Annotated in this window: 18 protein-coding genes and 1 tRNA gene; 12 read left to right on the plus strand and 7 right to left on the minus strand. The window is 63.8% G+C overall.

What is annotated here, in order from left to right; genetic code table 11:
- Positions 1-53: 53 nt before the first annotated feature.
- Positions 54-1,511, minus strand: coding sequence for a coniferyl aldehyde dehydrogenase (locus IVA75_RS18970; protein ID WP_247283382.1), 1,458 nt, complete (start codon positions 1,509-1,511; stop codon positions 54-56).
- Positions 1,512-1,824: 313 nt separating this feature from the next.
- Between IVA75_RS18970 and IVA75_RS18975 the strand changes: the two genes are divergently transcribed.
- Positions 1,825-1,901 (plus strand) — tRNA-Met (locus IVA75_RS18975).
- Between the two features lie 283 nt (positions 1,902-2,184).
- Entirely contained in the window at positions 2,185-3,084 is a 900-nt protein-coding gene (locus IVA75_RS18980) for an alpha/beta hydrolase (protein WP_247284087.1), read from the plus strand.
- A gap of 143 nt (positions 3,085-3,227) precedes the next feature.
- Here the strand turns inward: IVA75_RS18980 and IVA75_RS18985 are convergent, their stop codons facing one another.
- The gene (locus IVA75_RS18985) at positions 3,228-3,719 is read right to left on the minus strand and encodes a hypothetical protein (RefSeq protein ID WP_027570125.1); all 492 of its coding nucleotides are present in this window, start codon (positions 3,717-3,719) and stop codon (positions 3,228-3,230) included.
- A gap of 291 nt (positions 3,720-4,010) precedes the next feature.
- Here IVA75_RS18985 and IVA75_RS18990 point away from each other — a divergent pair, with 291 nt between their 5' ends.
- The 3 genes from IVA75_RS18990 to IVA75_RS19000 all read left to right on the plus strand — a co-directional run bounded on the left by IVA75_RS18990 (position 4,011) and on the right by IVA75_RS19000 (position 9,131).
- Positions 4,011-7,064: an adenylate/guanylate cyclase domain-containing protein gene (locus IVA75_RS18990; protein ID WP_247284090.1), complete on the plus strand. Its 3,054-nt coding sequence runs from the start codon at positions 4,011-4,013 to the stop codon at positions 7,062-7,064.
- A gap of 314 nt (positions 7,065-7,378) precedes the next feature.
- Positions 7,379-8,596, plus strand: coding sequence for an OpgC domain-containing protein (locus IVA75_RS18995; protein ID WP_247283384.1), 1,218 nt, complete (start codon positions 7,379-7,381; stop codon positions 8,594-8,596).
- A 46-nt stretch (positions 8,597-8,642) separates the two neighbouring features.
- Positions 8,643-9,131 carry a DUF2059 domain-containing protein gene (locus IVA75_RS19000; protein WP_247283386.1) on the plus strand — a complete coding sequence of 163 codons (489 nt, stop codon included), beginning with the start codon at positions 8,643-8,645 and terminating at the stop codon, positions 9,129-9,131.
- A 49-nt stretch (positions 9,132-9,180) separates the two neighbouring features.
- On the opposite strand, the gene IVA75_RS19005 is transcribed toward IVA75_RS19000, so the two are convergent.
- The gene (locus tag IVA75_RS19005) at positions 9,181-10,383 is read right to left on the minus strand and encodes an ABC transporter substrate-binding protein (RefSeq protein WP_247283388.1); all 1,203 of its coding nucleotides are present in this window, start codon (positions 10,381-10,383) and stop codon (positions 9,181-9,183) included.
- 212 nt (positions 10,384-10,595) lie between these two features.
- Between IVA75_RS19005 and IVA75_RS19010 the strand changes: the two genes are divergently transcribed.
- Both IVA75_RS19010 and IVA75_RS19015 read left to right on the plus strand, forming a co-directional pair.
- A complete protein-coding gene (locus tag IVA75_RS19010) occupies positions 10,596-12,209 on the plus strand; it encodes an acyl-CoA synthetase (RefSeq protein WP_247283390.1) in 1,614 nt (537 codons plus the stop codon).
- 16 nt (positions 12,210-12,225) lie between these two features.
- Complete coding sequence (locus IVA75_RS19015) at positions 12,226-13,233, plus strand: NAD(P)-dependent alcohol dehydrogenase (RefSeq protein WP_247283392.1); 1,008 nt, start codon at positions 12,226-12,228, stop codon at positions 13,231-13,233.
- Between the two features lie 144 nt (positions 13,234-13,377).
- Here IVA75_RS19015 and IVA75_RS19020 read toward each other — a convergent pair whose 3' ends face one another.
- Complete coding sequence (locus IVA75_RS19020; RefSeq protein ID WP_247283394.1) at positions 13,378-14,580, minus strand: MFS transporter; 1,203 nt, start codon at positions 14,578-14,580, stop codon at positions 13,378-13,380.
- A 191-nt stretch (positions 14,581-14,771) separates the two neighbouring features.
- Between IVA75_RS19020 and IVA75_RS19025 the strand changes: the two genes are divergently transcribed.
- From IVA75_RS19025 to IVA75_RS19035, 3 genes are all read left to right on the plus strand, one after another.
- Positions 14,772-15,566, plus strand: coding sequence for an MBL fold metallo-hydrolase (locus IVA75_RS19025; protein ID WP_247283396.1), 795 nt, complete (start codon positions 14,772-14,774; stop codon positions 15,564-15,566).
- A 147-nt stretch (positions 15,567-15,713) separates the two neighbouring features.
- Positions 15,714-16,730, plus strand: a complete 1,017-nt coding sequence (locus IVA75_RS19030) for an alpha/beta fold hydrolase (RefSeq protein ID WP_247283416.1) — start codon at positions 15,714-15,716, stop codon at positions 16,728-16,730.
- A 15-nt stretch (positions 16,731-16,745) separates the two neighbouring features.
- Positions 16,746-17,693 (plus strand): fatty acid desaturase, encoded by a 948-nt coding sequence (locus tag IVA75_RS19035; protein ID WP_247283426.1) that lies wholly within the window; start codon positions 16,746-16,748, stop codon positions 17,691-17,693.
- A 67-nt stretch (positions 17,694-17,760) separates the two neighbouring features.
- Here the strand turns inward: IVA75_RS19035 and IVA75_RS19040 are convergent, their stop codons facing one another.
- The gene (locus tag IVA75_RS19040) at positions 17,761-17,994 is read right to left on the minus strand and encodes a hypothetical protein (protein WP_247283437.1); all 234 of its coding nucleotides are present in this window, start codon (positions 17,992-17,994) and stop codon (positions 17,761-17,763) included.
- A gap of 99 nt (positions 17,995-18,093) precedes the next feature.
- Positions 18,094-19,113, minus strand: a complete 1,020-nt coding sequence (locus IVA75_RS19045) for a YafY family protein (protein WP_247283439.1) — start codon at positions 19,111-19,113, stop codon at positions 18,094-18,096.
- 83 nt (positions 19,114-19,196) lie between these two features.
- Here IVA75_RS19045 and IVA75_RS19050 point away from each other — a divergent pair, with 83 nt between their 5' ends.
- Complete coding sequence (locus tag IVA75_RS19050; RefSeq protein ID WP_247283441.1) at positions 19,197-19,841, plus strand: glutathione S-transferase family protein; 645 nt, start codon at positions 19,197-19,199, stop codon at positions 19,839-19,841.
- Positions 19,842-19,858: 17 nt separating this feature from the next.
- A complete protein-coding gene (locus tag IVA75_RS19055; protein WP_247284094.1) occupies positions 19,859-20,293 on the plus strand; it encodes a DUF6157 family protein in 435 nt (144 codons plus the stop codon).
- Here IVA75_RS19055 and IVA75_RS19060 read toward each other — a convergent pair whose 3' ends face one another.
- Complete coding sequence (locus tag IVA75_RS19060) at positions 20,294-21,079, minus strand: enoyl-CoA hydratase/isomerase family protein (protein ID WP_247283443.1); 786 nt, start codon at positions 21,077-21,079, stop codon at positions 20,294-20,296.
- Between the last annotated feature and the right edge of the window lie 25 nt (positions 21,080-21,104).

Below are 21,104 nucleotides of genomic sequence, written 5' to 3' on the forward strand. Positions count from 1 at the left end.
CGCGGAGGGATTCTGGATTGCTTCGCTGCGCTCGCAACGACGGGTGTTGAAACCTACGACATGAACCGCATCATCTTCTCCAGCCGCGCAATCTTGCCGCCGTAGGGCGGATAGAGGTCGGCGAGGCGGTTGAATTTCGAACGATAGAACACCGGCTTCAGCTTGCTGAACGTGCGAAAGCCCCATTCGCCGTGATAGGCGCCGGTGCCGGATGCGCCGACGCCGCCCATCGGCTGGTTGATTTGCGCGAAATGAAAGAGGCAGTCATTGATGGTGACGCCCCCGGAGACGGTCCGCGCCAGCACCTCGTCGCGCGCAACGTGGTCCTTGCCGAACCAGTACAGCGCCAGCGGCCGGTCGCGGGCGTTGACGAAGGCGATGGCGTCGGCCGGCTCGCGATAGCTGAGCACGGGAAGCACAGGACCGAAAATCTCCTCCTGCATCACCGCCATGTCTGCGGTCGCGCCCGCGATCAGCGTCGGCGGGAATTTGCGGTGCGCCTTCCAGTTCGGATCGTCCGCCTTCGCCGGCTGCAGGATCTTTGCGCCGCGGCTTGCCGCATCAGCGACGAGATTTTCCAGCCGCGCATAATGCCGGTCGGAGATCACGGAGGTGTAGTCCTTGTTGGAGGGGTCGGTGCCGAACATGCGCCGCATCTGCGCGCGCAGTTTTTCGGCGAAGGCCTGCAGCGAGCGCTCGGGCACCAGCACATAGTCGGGCGCGATGCAGGTCTGCCCGGCATTGAGCAGCTTGCCATACGCGATGCGTTCGGCGGCCTCTTCGAGATCGGCCGAGGCGTCGATGATGACAGGCGACTTGCCGCCGAGCTCGAGCGTGACCGGCGTCAGATTGCGCCCCGCGGCCTCCGCCACCAGCCGTCCCACCCGGGTCGAGCCGGTGAACACCAGATGATCGAACGGCAGCGATGCGAAGGCCTTCGCGATTTCGTCCTCAATGCCGGTGACGAGCAACTCCGCAGCGTCGAACCGCGCGGCGACCGTCTCCTTCAGCAGCGCTGAGAAATGCGGCACGAGCTCGCTCGGCTTGATGATGACGCGGTTGCCGGCGGCGAGTGCGCCGATGGCGGGCGCGAGCGTCAGCTGCAGCGGGTAATTCCACGGCGCGATGATGCCGACGACGCCGAGCGGCTGCGGCATCAGCCGGTTGCGCGCGGGCAGGAATTGCAGCGCCGTCGAAACGCGCTGCGGCGCCATCCAGCTCTTGAGGTGTTTCGTGGCATGACGGATCTCGGAGAACACCATCATGGTCTCGGCGATGGTGGTCTCGACCGTGCATCGGTGGCCGAAATCGGCCGAGATCGCCTGCCGGAAGCGCTCCTCGTTGTCGGCGACGACAGTGCGCAGCCGCGCCAGCCGGTCGAGCCGCTCGGCAAGGCCGGGCGCCGGCTCGGCCCGCGACCGCGCGATCATGGCACGGAAGGTTTCCTCAACGGCCCGAAGCGGGGCGCTCGGCGGGGGGCGGTCCAAGGGGCGATCCAAGGCGTGGTCCATGGCATTCTCCCCCTTGAAGTGGCGTTTCCGCCTGGTTTTGTGGCCGCCAAGCTGGCCCCTTGTGGAACTTCTGGCAAGGGCGGGCCAAACAGGCCGCAAATTCGTCCACCGCGCTGTCATAAAGTCGAAAAAAACGTCCCCGCAGCCCTTTCCAAAGGCACCCCGGGTTGGTACATACCGCCCGCACCCAACGGGCTTTGCCCGGGGTTGCCTTCCAAGGAAGCCTTCGGGACGGACGAAGCAAGCCACGCGAACAGCGCCGGCCCTTCATTCACCGTCCCCGGCACTTTCACGAAGGCAAAGCAACGGTTAACGCGGGGTGGAGCAGCCCGGTAGCTCGTCAGGCTCATAACCTGAAGGTCATAGGTTCAAATCCTATCCCCGCAACCAAGTTCGGACCTTACCGGTCCCGATCCGAAAATGGCCCGCATAACGCGGGCCATTTTTGTTTTGGGGCGTCCTCGATCATGCATGTCCTGCTTTGGCTGAGCCTTGGTTCGTTCGGGCCAAAGCGCGTCTCGTCGCCATTGGTGGAGGTCCCGAACGTAAGCGCGATCAGTCCAGAGCATGCCGTCCGGGGAAGGAACCCAGGATGCCGCCGGGCGTCAACACGAGTCACCGGCGCGTCCGGTGCTCACTTGTTGGCTTGCCGTCGTTCGGAAGGAGAGGGCCAATGCAGTTCGAAGATTTCGAGGCCGCCGATGTTCGGGCGGATGAGACACGTATCTTCATCCGTCGCGCCGGTTCGGGGCCGGCCGTTCTCCTGTTGCACGGATTTCCGCAGACGCATCTGATGTGGCGCGACGTTGCGCCGGTGCTCGCGCAGAACTTCACGGTGGTCTGCGCCGATCTTCGCGGATATGGCCAAAGCGATTGTCCTCCCTCCAGTCCGGACCATACGCCATATGCAAAACGAGCGATGGCAAAGGACATGGTGTCCGTCATGACGAAACTCGGCTTCGACCGTTTTTCGGTCGCGGGCCATGATCGCGGTGGCCGTGTCGCCTATCGGCTCGCGCTTGATCACCGCGAACGCGTGCAGCGGCTTGCCGTCCTGGACATCGTTCCGATCGCCGATGCCTGGGAGCGCGCCGACAAGAACCTGACGGTCGGCTATTGGCCGTGGTCGTTGCTTGCGCAGCCTGAACCTCTTCCCGAGCGGCTGTTGTCGGCAGCCCCCGATGCCATCATCGACAATGCGCTGCATGGCTGGGGGTCTTCAGCTGGCAGCTTCAGTCCGGCCGTGCGGGCAGCCTATATCGACGCGTTGAGCGATGAGGCGCATGTTCATGCGATCTGCGAGGAATATCGTGCGGCCGCGACACTCGATCACGCGCACGATCTGGCGGACCGTCGTTTCGGCCGCCGAATTGACTGCCCTGTGCTCGTGCTCTGGAGCGGTCGCGGCCCTCTGAACGCGTGGTATGCGAGCGAGGGCGGCCCGTTGGGGCTCTGGCGGAGCTGGGCCGATGATTTGGACGGAAAGCCGCTTGATGGCGGGCACTTCTTCCCGGAGGAGCTTCCGCAGCAGACAGGGTACGAGCTGAACCGGTTTTTCGGAAGCGGCGGATAGGACCAGCGGCTTGGCCGTGCTGCTTCCTTCGACAGCTCTTGGCGAGCGCGAGGGCTGCCCCTTGGGGCGGGCGGCGATCGGAAGCAAACATTAAGCCCGCGCTAATGCGCAGGCGTAATGCGTTCGTGCGTACTATCCGAAGCTCAGGGTCTGTGCGGACAAACCATCGTCAGATTGAGCAGCGTGGGCGTCTTGCTGTCTGCCTCGTACTCCCACTCCAGCCGAATCTCATGCCGGTCAGCGTCGCGATCGGCCGGCGCATGCGTGATGATGTTGGTCTTCATGGGAATCGGAGGCTCCGAGTTGAAGCACTTCCGGACACAGGCATCGAGCAACGCGCATCGCGTCAGGGGAATCACGTCCGGCTCGTCCTTCGACAGCGGTGTGGTATTCGGTTGGAACGTGAGATCGACGCGAGCGCGGCCCTTCTCCTTCTGCCAGTGCTTCGCGCTTCCCTGCGGCCACTTGCTCTTCGGCGTCAAAACTAGGTGATATTGGCCGTATTCCAATGTCGGGAGGTGGATATTTTCCGAGGCCTTGAGCTTCTTTACGCTCTTCTTCATGTTCTCCAATGGGTAGTAGTTACCATTCATCAGGTCCTTAAATGGCTTACCCGTATATACTCTCATGCCCATGTATTTTGCCCCTCAATGAGTACTTGGCTTCCCCGGGAAATGTGCAGCTCCGCGAAGCTTGACGACCACAACACGAGCCTGGCGGCTCGTCATACGCAGCCTGTTTTTCGCGCAGCTTTCGGCAAGCTACCACCTGGGACTGTGAATCGTCCAGATCAGCAACCGGCTCGAGGATGTTTGCCCAAGATGAGCCGCATGCCCCGTTGCTAACCAGGTTTCCATAAGCGATCTTATTGCTTCGTTCGCAGAGGCCGACCGACGATGCCGCTGCAAGGCCTTGAAAGCACGGGAATGCATTGCGCGGCATGTCAGTCGACGATCGACCCTGGCGACAGCCGGTGTCCCAATTGCGGTGCAGGCGTGCAACGTTCCGATCCCGACAGCGAACGACGGTTTGTCACGATTTTACGGGCCGATGTTATTGATTCCACCGGGCTTGTTGCCGAACTGGATCCGGAGGAGGCGGTCTCGCGCCTGGAGCCGGCCCTGGCGTCCATGAGAGGCGCGGTTCGGCAGTTCGGCGGCATCGTCAGCAAGGAGCTGGGCGATGGGCTTGCCGCGGTGTTCGGCGCCCCGATCGCGGATGACAATCATGCCCCGATGGCCTGCCACGCCGCGATCGAGCTCGTCCGCCGCGTCGCAAGCCTGGGTGACCCCGGACTTCAGGTGCGGGTCGGTCTCCACTCTGGCCATGTCGTGGCCTACATGGTCGCCAGCGAGTTCTCCAAGGTTTACGAGATCGGGGGCGCCGCCCAGCATCTGGCCGCGCGGTTGGAGGCGGCGGCAGAGGCGAATCAGATCTACGTCTCGGAGGCCTGTCAAAAGCTCGCCGAGGGACATGTCCGGTTCGAATCATTGGGCGACAAGTCCCTGCGCGGCTTCAATCAGCCCGTGCCGGTCTACCGGATCGTGGGCGCGAGCGACCTGTCGAGCTGGCGGGTACGGCGGGCGCGTAGCGTTTCTCGCTTCGTCGATCGCACGATTGAGCGGGCTCTGCTGGAGCGCACCTCCGGAAACGCCAGGACAACCCGGCAGAGCGTCCTGCTGCTGGGCGATGCGGGTATCGGAAAATCGCGGCTCGCGCACGAGTTTGCCCAGCAGCTGAGAGCGGATGGCTGGCGGTTGATCGATGCGGAATGTAGCCCGAACCTCCAAGGCGCGCCCTTCAGCACGCTCAAGCGGATCTTGCTCTCGATCCTGGAGGGGACAGCGAGACATCCCGGCAGTCCAAGCGATCCTCGGGACGATCTGCCGGCGATACAACAGTGCGCCCTCGACGCAGTGCTCGACCTACCGATATCGAATCCGTACTGGGACGAGCTGGAGCCTCACGCACGGGGACAAGCGATCGCAGACGCAAGCTGTGCCCTCGTTGGAAGCCTGGCCCATCGCCAGCCAACGGTAGTCTTGCTCGAGGATCTGCACTGGATTGACCGTGCGAGCGATATCGTCGTAGCCGCCGTTGCGTCGCTACAGGCGCCCGGTCTTCTCGTGCTGTTCACCTCCCGGCCGAATGGCATGCCGGTCTGGATCGCGCGCTGTCACGCCGAGATCGTCGCGATGCGGCCCCTCGACGACGATTCGGGGTTGGCCATGCTGGCAGACATGCTTGGCTCCTCGGAGACCAACGCCGATTTGAAGAGCCGGATCATTTCTCATACTGCCAACGTTCCCCTGTTCATCGAGGAGGTCTGCCGCGGGTTGAAGGATAGCGGCACGCTGCGTGGCCAATGGGGCGATCTTGCGCTCGTGCGTCCGATCGACGAACTCGGCATTCCCAGCAGCATCCAGGGCGTGATTGCAGCGCGCCTCGATCGGGTATCGAAGCAAGAACGGTCCATTCTGCAGATCGCCGCCACTTTGGGGCCGAGATCGAACGAAGCCTTGCTTGAAAAGATCGCAGCCCTGTCTCGTGACGTTCTCCAGGGGTGCCTCGCGGCGCTCGATCGCGCTGAGTTGCTTGTCAGGATCGATAGCGAATTGGAGAATTCCCTGGAATTCCGGCATGAGATGGTCCGGCAGGTCACCTATGACTCGATGGTCGAAAAGGTACGCGAAGACATCCATGCGCGCGTTCTTTCGGCCCTGGAGGACAGCGAAGGCAGTGCCGACGATCCCGACAAGCTCTGCTACCACGCCACGCGGGCGAAGGATTGGGACAAGTCGTTCAGCTATGGCAGGGCTTCGGCGAGAAGATGTCTGGCGCGGTCGGCATTTGCCGATGCGGCTGACTATTTCGAGGTAGCCATGAGGTCTTTGGACATGATGCCGGCGAATCCCTTGAGGGAGGCGAGCGCCGTGGATGTTCGTATCGAGGCGCGTGCGGCATTCATTGCGTCTGGCCAGATTGCCGAATGGCTCAACCTCGGCAAGGAGGCTGAGCGTCGCGCCGATGCGATCAACGACATCGGACGGAAGGTGGCGGCCATGACGGTCATGGCGGCTGCACAAAACTTCTACGGCACGCCCATCGAAGCGATCACCCTCGGTGAGCAAGTCGCGCACCTCGCGGAGGAGTGGGGTAATCCTGGATGGCTCAATGCCGCGCACTACGGGCTCGGACAGGTGTATTTTCTTGCCGGGCGCTACCGTGAAGCTGATCGATTTTTCGCCCGGAGCTGCGCTCAGCTGATGGGGCCGGAGCCCAGCGCGCCTTTCGGCTCGACACCGAAATACGCATTGTTGCTCTGCTGCATGATGAGCAGCATTACCCACACCGTCATGGGCGAGCTCGATGCCGCCGAACAACTCCAGCAACAAGCCGCCGCGATCGCGGAGGAGACGGGCCGGCCCTATGACCGCGTCGCCGCCGCCTACAGCGGCGGCTGGCTGAAGCTCGGCCGCGGCGAGCCGGCGGCGGCCGCGGCCATTCTCGAGGATGGTTTTGTCCTGGCGCAGAAGCACGGCATTCGGCTGTTCGTGCCGGTGCTCGCCTGCCATCTCGGCATGGCCTATCTGGAGCAGGGGCGGTTCGACCGGGCGCGCGGCATGCTGACGGAGGCGCGTGAGGAGGCCAAGGCCGTCGGCTATACCTCGGCGGTGCTACGCAGCTCGATCTACCTGGCGCTCGCCACCCACCGGCTCGGCGACGTCCAGACCGCGCAGAACATGCTGCGCGAGGCGCGCAACACCGCGCGGCAACAGGGGTTCTCCGGCCTGGAGGCGGAGGCGCTGTTCGGCGAGGCCGTGGTGACGCCGCCGTCGGATGCGGAGGCCAAGGCGGCGATCCTTGGCGCCCTGCGCGCGACCATCGCGATCGCCGCCGAGAGCGGCGCGCTGCCGCTGCGGCACAAAGCCGAGGCGATGCTCAACGAGATGCAGGCGGCGGGTGACGAGCTCAGCTGACGGTAGCGGCGGCCGGGCTGCCATCGCGGCCGAAATCTGCCCGACGCGTCAAATAAATTCAGCAGGCGTCGCAATGGGTTAGCTACTGTGCATGGGATTGTTTTCGCCCTTTTATCTTGAAGGGCCCTTCATGGCGCGGCGCAGAGGACGGCACGCTGGTGCGGCCCGCTCCGATGACTATGCCCTTGCACGCGCAGCAAGGTCGGCTACCGTCGGCCCTGGCCACACGGCCAGGCGACTTTTGATTTCAATTTTTTAGCATTCGATTTTCCGGCGCCGCGACGGCGCGACGCCCACCGAAACGAGGCGGGGCCATGATCACACGGGACCAGTCAGCGCTGCTCGCGCCGGTCGAGCGCGACCTGCGGCTCGATCTCTTCCGCGGCATCGGTCTGTGGATGATCTTCCTCGACCACATCCCGCACGACGTCGTGGCCTGGCTGACCTTGCGCAATTACGGCTTCAGCGACGCCGCCGAATTCTTCGTCTTCATCTCCGGTTATCTGGTCGGCTGGATCTACGGCCCGATCGTCGCGGGCGGCTGGTTTGCCGCCGCGCTGAAGCGGCTGTGGCGGCGCGCGATCGAGATGTATGTCGCCCACATCATGCTGTTCCTGCTGTTCACGGCGCAGATCGCCCGCACTGCGCGGCGCTTCGACAATCCGATGTACGAGCACGAGTTCAACGTGTTCAATTTCCTGTCGCATCCGGACGAGCTGATCGGGCAGGCGATCCTCCTGAAGTACAAGCCGGTCAATCTCGACGTGCTGCCGCTCTACATCACGCTGGTGTTCGCCTCGCCTTTCATCGTGTGGTGCCTGGTGCGGCGGCCGAACCTGACGCTCGCCGTATCCGTGGTGCTCTACGTGCTGGCGCGCTGGTTAAACTGGAACGTCGCCTCCTATCCGCCCGGCACGCACTGGTACTTCAACCCGTTCTGCTGGCAGCTGATGTTCGTGTTCGCGGCCTGGTGCGGCATCGGCCAGATCGACAAGGTCGCGAGATGGGTGTGGTCGAAGGCGGCGATGGCGCTGGCCGCGACCTGGCTCGCCTTCGCGCTGCTGATCGTGATGACCTGGCACGTCCCCGTGCTCGAAGCCCTGATCCCGAAATGGATGATCAAGGCGATCTACCCGATCGACAAGACCGATCTCGACATGCTGCGCTTCACGCATTTCCTGGCGCTGGCGATCTGGGTGACTCACCTCATCTCGCGCAAGTGGCGGACCCTGCACGGGGCCTGGCTGCGACCCGTGATCCTCTGCGGCCAGCATTCGCTGCCGATCTTCTGCCTCGGCGTCTTCCTGTCGTTCTCGGCGCACTGGATCCTGACGCAATACACCAAGGGGGTCTGGGAGCAGCTCGCGGTCTCCGTCGTCGGCATCGTCATCATGATCGCAGCCGCCTGGCTGCTCGACCGGGCCGGACGGGTGCCGAACCTGTTCGTGAAGGTGACGGAGATCGAGGAGGCCGACACCGTCCTGGAAAGCGCGCCCGCGGACAGGTCTGCCGTGGCGCCCGCGGGTCATTGAGGTTCGCCGGCCTGTATTTTGGCGGAGAGATCCAACGGAGAAGTTCATGTCCAGACTTGTGTTGATGATCGCCGGCGCCCTCCTGCTCCTGATTTGTGGTGCGTCGGCGCAAGCACCGTCGCCGGAGGCGATGAGCGCGGCGCGCAAGCTCGTGGTCACCTTGAAGATCGCGGACCAGTATCGCGCGCTGTTGCCGCAGCTCCTGCTCAAGCTGAGGCCCGTGGTCGCGCAGGACAGGCCGGAGATCGAGCGCGACTATGACGCGGTGACGGCACCCGGCTCCGAGATCTACACCCCGGCCCTCAACTCGATGGTCGATCAGGTCTCAGCCCTCTATGCCCAGAGCTTCAGCATCGACGAGCTGCGTCAGATCGAGGCTTTCTATGTCCAGCCGGCCGGGAAGAAGCTTCTGGAGAAGTCGGATGCGCTGGCGCAGGCAAGCGCGCAGATCGGCCAGGACGTCGGCCAGAAGACGGCCGACGAGTTGAAGCAGCGCCTGATCGAGGCGCTGCGCCAGAAGGGGCACAAGCTTTGAGCTTATACCGACAGGGCTCGCGACCCTATACCTTGTCCGTCCTGCTGGCTCACTTCACAAGAGGGCAGCCGCCGTCCTTCAGGGGCCGGAAGGCCTGGTCGGCAGCGACTTCGGCGAGCAGCTTGTAGTAGTCCCACGGGCCCTTGGACTCCTCGGGCTTCTTCACCTGGAACAGATACATGCTGTGCACCATGCGGCCGTCTTCGCGTAAGCTGCCGTTGTCGGTGAAGGCATCCTTCACCGGCAACTCGCGCATCTTGGCCATGACGGTTTTGGTGTCCCTTGTGCCGGCGGCCTGCACCGCCTTCAGGTAGTGCAGCGTCGCGCTGTAGGTCGCCGCCTGGTTCATCGTCGGCATGCGCTTGACGCGCTCCATGAAACGCTTGCCGAAAGCGCGGGTCTTGTCGTTGAGGTCCCAGTAATAGGCCTCGGTGATGATCAGTCCCTGCGCGAGCTTCAGCCCTAAGCTGTGCACGTCGGAGATGAACATCACGATCGCAGTCAGGTTCTGGCCGCCGGCGACGATGCCGAACTCACCGGCCTGCTTGATTGCGTTGATGGTGTCGCCGCCGCCGTTCGCAAGCCCGATGATCTTGGCCTTGGAGGCTTGGGCCTGGAGCAGGAAGGAGGAGAAGTCCGCGGTGTTTAGCGGATGCTTGACGCTGCCGAGCACCTTGCCGCCCGCGGCCCTCACGACGTCGCCGGTGTCGCGTTCGATCGAATGGCCGAACACATAATCCGCGGTGAGGAAAAACCAGCTGTCGCCGCCGTTCTTGACGATGGCGCTGCCAACCGTGTGCGCGTTGGAATAAGTGTCGTAGGTCCAGTGCGCGGTGTAGGGCGAGCAGGACTTTCCGGTAATGTCGGAGCTCGCCGCATCCGTCACGATCATGATCTTCTCGTACTGCTTCGACAGCTCCATCACCGCGAGCGCGGTGGCGGATGTCGGCAGGTCGATGATCATATCGACGCCTTCGGTCTCCCACCACTTTCGCGCGATGGTCGAGGCGACATCGGGCTTGTTCAGCACATCGGCGCTGACCATGTCGATAGGCTTGCCGAACATCTGCCCGCCGAAATCCTCGATCGCCATTTTGGTGGCCTCGACATTCCCCTGGCCTCCGATGTCGGAATAGACCGAGGAGAAGTCGGAGAGCACGCCGATCTTGAGCGGCGCCTGCTGGGCGAGAGACGGGCTGATCAGAAACGCAGTCAATCCGGCCGCTAGGGCGGCACGCATAATTCGGCACATGGCATTTCCCCAAACTCTATCGTTGGTGCACGAGGCTAGATTTGCCCCCCTGAAGCGTCAACTCTTGCGTAACGGCGCCGCGCTCGCTGGCTGATTTGACGCGGCCGGTTGCCCCGACTACGCTTTTGCAGAGAACAAGAAGCGGGTGAATGCGGTGGCCTGACCTGTGCTCAGGCGGCCCTCACGAAGAGAAAAAATCCAGGGGAACGGAAATGACCGGCGATATCGCAGCCACCATCTCGAAGGCCCGCGAGCATTCCATCGGCGACCTTCTGCGCCGCGCAGCGGGTCGCGATCCTGGCAAGCTCGCGGTGAGCTGCGGCAATGTGAGCTGGACCTTTGCCGAGATGGACGCGATCTGCAATCGGCTCGGCCGCGGCCTGCTTGGCCTCGGCGTGAAAAAGGGTGACCGCTTCGCCGTGCTCTCGCGCAATTCGCACGCCTTTGCGGCGCTCCGGTTCGCATTGGCCCGGATCGGCGCGGTGCTGGTGCCGATCAACTTCATGCTCAATCCGGACGAGATCAATTTCATCCTGAAGAGCTCCGGCGCAAAGCTGCTCGCGGCCGGCCCTGATTTCGTCGAGTCCGCGCGCGCGGCCAGCGCCAGGGATTGCGCGGTCGAGAAGATGATCTGGCTGCCGGGTGAGGATCCTGCCACGGCGCCCGCGGGCCTCACCAGCTTCGACGATCTCCTCAGCCCAGACGGCTCGTACCTCGAGGCGTCGGTCGACAGCCGCGATCTCGCACAGATCGTCTACACCAGCGGCACGGAGTCGCTGCCCAAGGGCGCGATGCTGACCCATGAAGCGGTGATGTGGCAGTATGTCAGCTGCATCATCGACGGCGGCATGACCGTGGACGACAAATTCCTGCACGCGCTTCCGCTCTATCATTGCGCGCAGCTCGATGTGTTCCTGGGGCCGCAAATCTATCTCGGCGCCTCCGGCGTGATCACGGGCAAGCCGACCGCCGACAACATTCTGTCATTGATCCAGACGCACAGGATCACGTCGTTCTTCGCGCCGCCGACGATCTGGATCGCGATGCTGCGCTCGCCCAATTTCGACAACACGGATTTGTCGACCTTGCAGAAGGGTTATTACGGCGCCTCGATCATGCCGGTGGAGGTGTTGCTCGAGCTTCAGCGCCGCCTGCCCAGCGTGAAATTCTGGAATTTCTACGGCCAGACCGAGATCGCGCCGCTCGCGACCGTGCTGGGTCCTGCGGACCAGCTGCGCAAGGCCGGCTCGGCAGGCAAGCCCGTGCTCAATGTCGAGACCCGCGTGGTCAACACTTCGATGCAAGATGTGAAGGTCGGCGAAGTCGGCGAGATCGTGCACCGCTCGCCGCATCTGCTCTCCGGCTATTACAACGATCCCATCAAGACGGCGGCGGCGTTCTCCGGCGGCTGGTTTCACTCCGGCGATCTCGCCACCGTCGATGACGAGGGCCACATCACCGTGGTCGATCGAGTCAAGGACATGATCAAGACCGGTGGCGAGAACGTCGCGAGCCGCGAGGTCGAGGAGATGGTCTACCGCATCCCAGCAGTGTCCGAGGTAGCGGTGGTAGGCCTGCCCGATCCGCGCTGGATCGAGGCAGTGACTGCGATTGTCGTGGTCAAGAGCGGCGAGAAGCTCGACGAGGAATCCGTCATCAAGTATTGCGCCGGCCAGATGGCGCATTTCAAGGTGCCCAAGCGCGTCATCTTCGTCGATGCCCTGCCCAAGAACCCGAGCGGCAAGCTGCTCAAGCGCGAGCTCCGCCAGCGCTTCGTCGGCGGCGAAACGCTCGACAAGGCGATCCAGAAGAATTTTGGGACCTGACGCGGAGCGCCCGACCATGAAAGTCTGGCAAATCGCGCGGGACTGGTCGATCGAGGGAATGGAGCTCGCCGATCTACCCGAGCCCAAGCCCGGTCCGGGGCAGGTCGCGGTGCGCATGCGGGCGGCATCGCTGAATTATCGCGATCTGCTCACGGTGCAGGGCAAGGGTGGCGTCACCAGATTGCCGCTGATCCCGTTCTCCGATGGCGCCGGCGAGGTGATCGCCGCCGGCGACGGCGTTTCCCGCGTAGCAGTCGGGGACCGCGTCTGCCCGATGTTCTTCCAATCGTGGATCGACGGAGCGGTTTCAGCCGCGAGCCGGCGCTACGCGCTCGGTGGCACGCGTCCGGGTGTGTTGCAGGAAGTCATGTTGCTGGACGCGGAGGGTGTCGGCCGCATTCCGTCGCATCTCTCTTTCCAGGAAGCGGCGACGCTGCCTTGCGCCGGGCTAACCGCCTGGCGCGCACTGTTCGAGGAAGCCAAGGTGAAGCCCGGCGACACCGTTCTGGTGCAGGGTACCGGCGGCGTGTCGATCTTCGCATTGCAATTTGCCAAACTTGCAGGCGGGAGCGTGATCGTAACGTCATCGAGTGACGAGAAGCTCGAACGCGCTCGTGCGCTCGGCGCCGATCACACGATCAACTATCGCTCGGTTCCTGAGTGGGGCAAGGCCGCGGCAGAGTGGACCGGCGGCGGCGTCGACCACGTCGTCGAGGTCGGCGGCAAGGATACGTTCTCGCAGTCACTCGAGGCGGCGCGGATCGGCGGTACCATTCTGGTGATTGGCGTGCTCTCCGGCTTCTCGCAGCAGATCGCGATTCCAAGCCTGTTCTCCAAGAATTTGCACGTCATCGGCCTCTCTGTCGGTAGCCGCCGCATGTTCGAAGGCATGACCGCCGCGATCGGGCGAAATGGGATCAAACCGGTGATCGACCGCGTGTTCCACTTCGACGCCGTGCCTGATGCGTTGCGGTTGATGCAGCAAGGCGGTCATTTCGGCAAGATCGTGGTGGAGTTTGGTTGAGCGGAATTCGGCGAGAGCTGCAGCGCGCAACTCGTCCTACATCGTCATTGCGAGCGCAGCGAAGCAATCCAGAATCTTTCCGCAGAGACAGCCTGGATTGCTTCGTCGCTTCCCTCCTCGCAATGACGGCTGAGAAGGCTCGCCTCAATACTTTTTTACAGCCGCGCCGAACGCGAACCACAGTGCCATGGACGCGAGGCCAAAACCGCCGAGCAGCAGGAAGGTCGGGCCGTAGCCGATCCATTGCGCGATCCAGCCGCCCAGCGCGGGGCTGAGGCTCGCGCCGATGCCCTGCACGGTGATCACGGCGCCCTGGCCGAGATTGATGCGGCCGGTACCGTTGAGCGAGCGCGCGACCATGCCCGGGACGGCAACCGTCTGGAGCCCGGTGCCGATGCCGTCGAGCACCTGCATCGGCACGACGCCCCACCATCCCGTGACGAAGAAGGCGAGCACGCCGCGGATGGGCAGGAACATGAAGGAGACGAGGATGATAGGCCAGTAGTTGCGCTTGCTCGCCGCCTTCATGGCGATCAGCGAGGTGATGACCATGACGCCTTGTGCGATCACCACGGTGGTCGCGACGAAGCTCGGGCCGTTGGCCTGGCCTTCGGCGACCGCCGCCAGGCTATAGAGCGGCACGATGGCGGCGTTGCCGAGATGGAATAGCGCGAGCGCCAGTGCCAGCACGAGCAGCGCGCGGTGCTTGAGCAGCATCGTGAGCGCGTCCGGCGCGCTGTCGGGATCGTCCTCCTTGCTGCCGCGCGCGGCGCGATCGTCGATCGCCTTGGCCGGGATCATCATCACGCAAGCGATCGCGATGGCACCGAAGATTGCCGCCAGCACGAACACGGAGACATAGCCGAACCTGTAACCGAGATAGCCCGACAGCGCGGCGCCGACCATGTTGCCGGCGTGGTTGAACGCCTGGTTACGGCCGTTGAGCGCGTTGAAGCCCTTCTGCTTGGCGATGCCGAGCGTGATGCCGGTTACCGCCGGCACGATCGCAGCGCTCGCCAGCGATTGTGCGACCTGCGAGAATGTCACCGCCCAGAAATTCTGCGAGATCAGGATGATCGCGGAGGCGAGCACCACGCAGATGCCGGGAATGACGACCCACATGCGCTTGTTGCGGCTGGCGTCGATGAAGCCGCCGATCGGCGTCGTGATCAGCATGCCCGCGACATTGCCGATCGTCATCGCGGTGCCGATCAATCCGCTCGCCCAGCCGCGCTCCTGGAGGAAGACGCCGACGAAAGGGCCGATGCCCGACTGCATGTCGGCCATGAAGAAGTTGAGAGCGAACAGGGGCCAGATACGAGACGAGGAGGGGGACCGCGATGTCATCGATACCAAAAACGTGGTCTCAGCCGGGATACGGCGGGTGGGACATGATCCTTTCAGCCAATCGATCTGGCGCGGACGAGAGTTTAACGAGCGCTGATCGGGTTGGTTCCAGGTTCGCCCGGTCGGTGGGGCTTGCGGTCACCGCCGGCAATTCCCTATTGACGTTGGATCGTTTCTGTCGGGAGTACGGCATGCCCCTCTGGACCTGCGAAACCTGCGGCGCGCAATTTCCGGATGGCGAAAATCCGCCAACGTCCTGTCCGATTTGCGAGGACGAACGGCAATACGTCGGCTGGAACGGACAGACTTTCCTCACGCGCGAGGCGCTCTCGGAACGTCACCGCATGGTCTGGCGCGACGATCTCGGCCTGACCGGCCTTGCGCTCGAGCCAAGCTTTGCGATCGGTCAGCGCGCGCTGCTGGTGCCGCTCGCGGACGGCTGGCTGATGTGGGACTGTATCCCGCTGGCGACGCCGGAGGCGATCGCGGATGTGCGTTCACTCGGCGGCCTGAAGGCGATCGCGATCTCGCATCCGCATTACTATGGCGCGCTCGCCGATTGGAGCGAGGCGTTTGGCGGGGTGCCGGTCTATTTGCACGCCGATGATCGCCAATGGGTGACGCGTCCGCATGCTTCGATCGTGCACTGGACCGGCGACAGCCATCGCATCTCCGACGATGTGCTGCTGCTGCGCACCGGCGGTCATTTCGCCGGCGCCACCATGCTGCACCAGGCGAGCGGCAGGGGTGCGCTGCTCACCGGCGATATCGCGCAGGTCACGATGGATCGCCGCTTCGTCAGCTTCATGTACTCCTATCCGAACTACACGCCGCTCAATGCCGCCGCGGTGCGGCGGATTGCGGCTGCCGTCGAGCCGCTGGCCTTCGATCGCATCTACGGCGCCTGGTGGGACCGCAACATCGCCGCAGGCGCCAAGGCCGCATTCGCGGCCTCTGTCGCGCGCTATCTGGCCGCCATCGCCTGAGCTGGCGCGACCGGATTTATCTTGCTGATCCATAATAAATGGACTATAAGTACAGTTATTAGACGCGACGATGCGTCTGCGGGACCGGCATGATCGATGCATCGCCGTTTCCGAGGCGCGCTTGCCGCGTGAGCGGGAGTTCGGTCGATGACGGCAGGGCGGGACTACGAGATTTTCGAGGCCGGCGACGTCGCGCTCCGGTCCGGGACCGCCGTCCCTTCGCTCAAGCTCGCCTACAAGACCTACGGCACGCTCAGTCCGGACAAGGACAACGTGGTTCTCTATCCGACCTCGTTCAGCGCGCAGCACGCCGACACCGAGTGGCTGATTGGCCCCGACGGGGTGCTCGACGCAACACGCTACTTCATCGTGATCCCGAATCTGTTCGGTAACGGGCTGTCGTCCTCGCCGTCGAATACCGCCGCGCCGTTCCCGATCCTGACCTATCACGATGCCATCGCGGTCCAGCACCGGCTGCTCACCGAGCGGTTCGGCATCTCGAAGCTTGCCCTGGTCTATGGCTGGTCGATGGGCGGCATGCAGGCCTATCACTGGGCGGCGCTGCATCCCGATATGGTCGAGCGGGCGGCCGTTGTCTGCGGCAGTGCCCGCTGCGCGCCCTATAATTACGTCTTCCTGGAAAGCGTGAAGGCCGCGCTGACCGCCGATCCCGCCTTCCGCGACGGTCGCTTCGTCGAGAAGCCTGTCGCGGGCTATCGCGCCATGGGGCGCGTCTACGCAGGTTGGGCGATGTCGCACGGTTTCTATCGCGACGATATCTGGCGCGAAGCAGGCTTCACCTCGCTGGACGACTATCTCGTCCGCACCTGGGACGCGGCGTTTGCCCGGCGCGATGCTAACGATCTCCTGGCGCAGATCGGCATCTGGCAGAACGGCGATGTCAGCCGCTGCACGACCTTCGATGGCGATTTCGATCGCGCGCTCGGTGCGATCAACGCGCACATGTTGCTGATGCCCGGTGCGACCGACCGCTATTTCGACCTCCGCGACAACGAGGACGAACTCGGCCGGCTGGTCAATGCGCGCTCCGCGGTGCTGCATCCGATCCCGTCGCTGCACGGCCATCGCGCCGGCAACCCCGTCAACAATGCGCGCGATCGGGCCTTCATCAAGGCCGAGATCGCAGAGCTTCTCGGCAAGTAGGGCAGGCATCCGATCATGATCGACGCAACCGTTTCAGAGTCCGGCCATCGGCTGAAGCCGCTGGCGCCGGCGATGCTGCGTGAACTGTCGGTGCCGTCCAACCTCAGGGGTGCCGTGCAGAGCCTCGGCCATTACGGCGTGATCCTGCTGATCGGCGGGCTGATCTGGATGGTCGCCTCACGCCATGGCGTGCTCTGGGCGCTGCCGCTGATGGCGGTGCAAGGCTATCTCGTCGCCTTCCTGTTCATGGCTGTGCACGAGACCGCACACAAGACCGCGTTCAAAAGCCGCGGTCTCAACCTCGTGGTCGGCTATCTCTCAGGCTTCATCATCGGATTGCCCTACGAATATTATTGCCTGTTTCACTGGGACCATCATCGCTACACCCAGGATCCTGACAAGGACCCCGAACTGATCGTCGGCGTGAAGCCCACATCGGACACGCAGCTCGCGATCGCCTATAGCGGCCTGCTTCAGGTCGCCGGACGCTTGCGGTTGATGCTCGACCATGCCGTCACCGGCAAGGTCGTCGTGCCCTGGATCCCCGAGAACAGACGCACCATCATCGTCACCGAGGCGCGCGCTTACGTCGCACTTTATGCGCTGCTGCTCGTGCTCTCGCTGTGGTTCTCGTCGGCGCTGCTGCTCTGGGTCTGGATCGTGCCGCTGATCATTGGGCAGTTCTTCCTGCGGCCCTATCTCTACGCCGAGCACACCGGCTGCGAGCGCACCCGCAGCGCATTCCAGAACACCCGCACCACCTACACCGGCGCAATCGTCAAATGGGTTGCGTGGAATATGCCTTACCATGTCGAGCACCACGCTTATCCCACGATCCCGTTCCACGCGCTGCCGAAGCTGAACGGGATCGTCGACGGCGAGATCGTCCACCGCGGCCGCGGCTACATCAGGACGACGCGCGAGACCTGGGCCTGGTTTCGCCGACATAGACAGGCCGGCTAGCCGACGAAATTTGACGTGCAAAGCCCCGATCGCGGTGCGATCGGGGCTTTGTCGTGAATGCGAGATATCAGTAGACCCCGTACGCGCAGACGTTCACGACGCGGACGCGCAGGCCGTGGCGGGTCTGGACGACGCGCTCCTGATAGCAATTGTTGACGCCGCTGTTGACGTAGACCCCGCCAAAGCCCCAGCCGGGACCCCAGTGATGGTGGAAGCCGTGGGCCGACGCGGCGGTGGGGGCGAGAGCGGCAACGCCGAGCGAGCCGGCGGCGATCAGACCAAGTGCAAGCTTACGAAACATCTTCATTCTCCAGTGTGGCGCAGGGGCCGTTGTTGTGTCCCTGCATCTCGGTCGAGCCGAAACGCGGATGCGTTCATGCAGGCAGGGGAGAATCGTGTTTCAGGAGTGTTTCGTCGGTCGCGGCGCGTTGCGCCGCCGTCCTGTTTTCCGCGCCGCGTGATAGCGCACGGCCATCGCTTCTGTCAGCTCGGCCATCTTCTCGCGCAGATCGGCCGGCTCCAGTACTTCGGCCTCGGGCCCGAGCCGCAACAATTCGGCGGCGGCATGCCATGACGTCTTGCCGGTCGGCACTCTGGCAATGCGCCAGCCGTCTGCATCCGCGGTCTCTTCGAGCTGCGTACGCGCCCTGACGTAAGGCTGGCTCAGCGCGTCGAGCAGTTTCACGCCGAAGGACGACAGCCGAACGATCGCGACATTGGGATGCATCTCGGCCTCGAGACGCAGCGTTGCGTCCCGCCAATAGGCGGCGAGATCGAAACCGGCGGGCCGCTCACAGCGATCTTCGAGCGCCGTGCAGTCGAGCACGCGCGCGACGCGATACGTCCGCACGCTGCCGTCGACCAGACCTGCCAGATACCAGCTGCCAGCTTTCAGCACGAGACCGAGCGGCGCGACGCGGCGCTGCTTCTCGGCGCGCCAGCTCTGGTAGCGGATCTTGATCAGTGTGCCGCGCAGGGTCGCGGCAGCGATGGTGCGCAGATGCTTGGGTTCTTCCGCCTCGCCGAACCAGCCCGGCGCGTCGAGGTGAAAACGGTCCTGCATCCGTCCGGCGTCTTCGCGCAAATTGGCGGGCAGCGCGGCCATCAGCTTGTTCTGTGCGGCGATCATCGCCGCATCCAGCCCGAACGCTGCCGCCGGGCCCGGCAATCCCGCCAGGAACAGCGCTTCCGCTTCGCTTTGCGACAGACCGTTCAGCCGCACGCGATAGCCATCGAGCAGGCGATAGCCGCCCTCCGCGCCGCGGTCGGCATAGACAGGGACGCCGGACGCCGCGAGCGCGTCGATGTCGCGGTAGATCGTGCGCACCGAGACTTCGCAGGCCTCCGCGAGCTCAGGCGCGGTGACCTGCCCCTTGGCCTGCAGGGTGGTGAGGATCGACAGCATCCGGCTCGCGCGCATGGTCCCTTAAACCATACCTGACACAGGATGTCAGGTATGTTCCGCTACAATGCCATTTGCCAGCCGGCCAGATGGAGACCGCCATGACCGATCCGAACCGCATCACGCTGTATTATTCGCCGCAAAGCCGCGCCACCGGCACGCGGGTGCTGCTTGAGGAACTGGGGGCGCCCTATGATCTTCATGTCCTCAACATGAAGGCCGGCGAGCAGCGCCAGCCGGCCTATCTCGCCGTCAACCCGCTCGGCAAGGTGCCGGCGATCCACCACAGCGGGCAGCTTGTGACCGAGCAGGTCGCGATCACCATCTACCTCGCCGATTTGTTTCCGCAGGCAGGGCTGACGCCCGCGCTGAACGATCCGCTGCGCGGCCCCTATCTGCGCTGGATCGCCTATTACGGCGCCTCGTTCGAGCCGGCCCTGATCGACAAGTTCATGCAGCGCGAGCCGGCACCGATCACGCAATCGCCTTATGCCGACTATGACACCATGCTCGGCGCGCTCGAGGCGCAGCTGTCGAAGGGACCGTATTTGCTCGGCGAGCGTATGACGGCCGCGGATGTGCTGTGGGGCATCGCGTTCAGCTGGACCATGATGTTCGGCATTGTGCCGAAAAAGGACGTGTTCGTCCGCTATGCCGGACGGATGACCTCGCGGCCGGCGTTCCAGCGCGTCAACGCGGCCGATGCCGAGATGGCGGCGCAGCATGCTGCGGCGCTTCAGGGCTGAGTGATCCAAGGTTGAAGATGACGAAGCCGATGCACACGACCAACTGCTTCAACACCTTCATCCAGGTTGCTGAAGATTGTCCTGCGCGCACAGGCGAAGAACCGCCGCTGCGCGCGGGAAAGCCGACGGTGGCGTGCCTGCAATACGGGATGATCGCGAAGGCGCCTTACAAATACACGTCCGACGACGTGATCTTCGCGACGTCTGCGCCAGGACGCGAACTCGCCGTGAAGGCGATGGAAACAGAGAAGCGGGCGGCCCGTGAAGCGTTCTTCTCCCGAGGGCAGGCGTGCATGAGGGCGTCGAGCCTGGGCAAGCGCTTCGGCTGGGGCGTTCATGCCGATAGCAAGGGCCGGATCGCGCTCTATCCCATCGAGAGCAAACGCTACCAAGCGCTTGCCCGCGATCCGAAGCTCACGCAGGTGCGGGCGATGCGGTCGAAGCGGGCGTGATCAGAAAATTGGCGGCCGCTTCTCCGCGAAGGCCTTGATGCCTTCCTTGATCTCGTCGCCGCGCATGCTGTCACGGTGGCGCTGGTCGGCGCCTTGCTCGTCGAGTTCGCCGCGGGCGAATTCGTTGATCGCGCGCTTCATGCCGCGCATCGCCTGCGGCGCGTTGCCGGCGAGGATGCTGGCGAGCCTATCGACCTCCTCGTCCAGAAACTCGACCGCCACCATATCGGTGAGATAGCCGATCCGCAGCATCTCCGGCGCGCTGATCTTTTGCGCGGTCAGGAACAGCTTCTTCGCATTGTCGACGCCGAGCCGTGTCACGTAACGCTTGATGCCGCTGCTGTAGTAATGCAGCCCGAGGCGTGCCGCGGGCATGAACATCTCGGCGGTATCCACGCCGATGCGGAAGTCGCAGGCGAGCGCGAGATCGGTCGCGCCGCCATAGACGCCGCCGTTGAGCCGGCAGATCGTGGGGACGCCGAGATCCTCCAGCCGGTTGACGACTACCTCAAAGGCGGAGCCCGCGCTCTGCTGCTCGTTCGCATTGACCGCGCGCTCGGCAACCGAGTTGAGATCATAGCCCGCGGAGAAGGCGCGCCCGGTGCCGGTCAACACCAGCACGCGGATAGCAGGATCGGCCTCGACCCGATCGAACAGTTTGACCAGCTCGCCGAGATCCTCGGCCTGGAGCCGGTTGAGGTGTTTGGGACGATTGAGGCGGATGGTGGCGCGTGCACCAACGAGTTCGAGCAGCGGGCCAGTGGCTGCGTCGGTGATGTCCGACATTCTTGTCTCCATTTATTTGCTTGTC

The sequence above is a fragment of the Bradyrhizobium sp. 134 genome, from assembly GCF_023074155.1.
Classification (GTDB): Bacteria; Pseudomonadota; Alphaproteobacteria; order Rhizobiales; family Xanthobacteraceae; genus Bradyrhizobium.